Source organism: Pseudomonas avellanae BPIC 631, assembly GCF_000444135.1.
In the GTDB taxonomy this organism is placed as follows: Bacteria; Pseudomonadota; Gammaproteobacteria; order Pseudomonadales; family Pseudomonadaceae; genus Aquipseudomonas; species Aquipseudomonas avellanae.
Window position 1 is genome coordinate 1 of the sequence record NZ_ATDK01000507.1, and the last position, 1,626, is coordinate 1,626.

The window sequence follows — 1,626 nt, forward strand, 5'->3', positions numbered from 1 at the left end:
GCGGCGGGTTTGCTTGCGTTTGCCTGCGTACTCAACGTCGGAAAAGCTCATTTGGCTCATGGGCGGCTCGGATCAGGTGGTCAGGCGATTTTCGCATATTTGAGACTTGTTCGGAGGTTCCCTAAGGGCGAGTTTCATGTTGAAGCCAGGTCGGACGTCTCGCCATCATGAGGTCACCAACTGTTTGATCTTCTCGATGCCGGCGCCAAATCTGGCCGCCAACTCCTGGCGTTGCTCGACAGTGCTGCTGGCATCGCCGTTTAATTCTTTCAGGGCTTTATTCAAGCCAAAGTGGATCGCTAAAAGTTCATTGAAATTTAACTGACCCGAAGATTCAGAGTTGTCCGGGTGTAAATTTTTTTCCACGTTCAACAAGTCTTCCATGACCGATACCTGGCCTGCCGAAAAGCATTCAAATATAGGCTCGGCCGGTCGGAAAGAATTCATATGCGCGTTCCGAATAAACAAGCGACTTTTATCAGCTGCCAATTCAGTGTTGTGACTTGATAAGGAAATGAAGTCACCTTCGAGCTCGTCACGGCGTCGCACTCGTTCTGTTGAGTCTGTTATTTCGTTGGGCAGCAGTGGACGATGTTCCCTTACCATCGCTGCATTGAAGCCGGGTGTGCCATTGCGTTCTGGAAGTTTTTCTAAAACAGCGGTAATTTCTTTTTCAGTCAGAATGTCTTTCCCTATTATTTCTTTGCCTAAGTGCTTCAGATTTTCGAGTATTATACCGACATTGTTTTTGTCTAATTTGCCATTAAACTCAAGATGGTAATGCGGGAGCATTTTTCCATTATCGGCATAACTGACGCCTAGCGTGTGGTAATAATCGTAATCCTTTTCATTCGATTTGCGTGGAATATGTCGATCCTCATACACCTTGCCATCGCCCTTCAGATGATTTTCATGAATACTGATCGGTGCTTCCCCATGCTCGGCCGCCATCTGGTTGTAGGTCATTACGATACTGGTGACAGCGCGCTGAAGATCGCGTTTTTCTGTTTGACTAAGTTCGCCGCTGCAAAACTTTTCCGATCCGGTCAGATTCAGCAGGCCTTTTTCAGGTCGCACTTCGATGTTCTGCAAAAGTAAACCGGGTGAGCACGTCACACGATCCCATTGACGCTTGTCGTTTTGAGCTAGCATTAAAATTCCTGCATTGAGATTGCTGGCATTTTCAGCGGGATGCATCAAGGTGTCGAACCGGCGGACGTCGGGCGCTAGTTTATGTGTTGTTTCTGCGTGGGTTGAATTTGAACGCCGTAGCGAGGGAAAAAGTGCATTTAATTTCGATTGCAACGCCTTGTCGCGCATCGAATTAGCAACCGAGGTTGTGCCCGACGTTTTATCTAGCTGTGACGACGGTGCTGGTGCTGGTGCTGGTGCCGGTGCCGGTGCCGGTGCCGGTGCCGGTGCCGCCGACACCGCTGCGGGTTGCTGATAGTCGTTGAAAACTGATGTTTTTGTAACAGGGATGGATAGGGTTGAGCGCATGATTACCTCATAAAAGGTGAAAGGTGTTGGCGCTGATTGAAAACTGACCCACCCTGCCGATTGAAAATTGACCCAGGACGGATTGCTGATTTCTGTCCCAGCAATTGTGGATAAGCTTAGCAGCAG

Annotated in this window: 1 protein-coding gene; it reads right to left on the bottom strand. The window is 48.8% G+C overall.

Translation table 11 applies throughout. The features are described from left to right. Positions 1-165 precede the first annotated feature (165 nt). Positions 166-1,626, bottom strand: a 1,461-nt coding sequence (locus DW49_RS0124250; RefSeq protein ID WP_241478700.1) for a hypothetical protein, incomplete at its 5' end; no start/stop codon positions are given.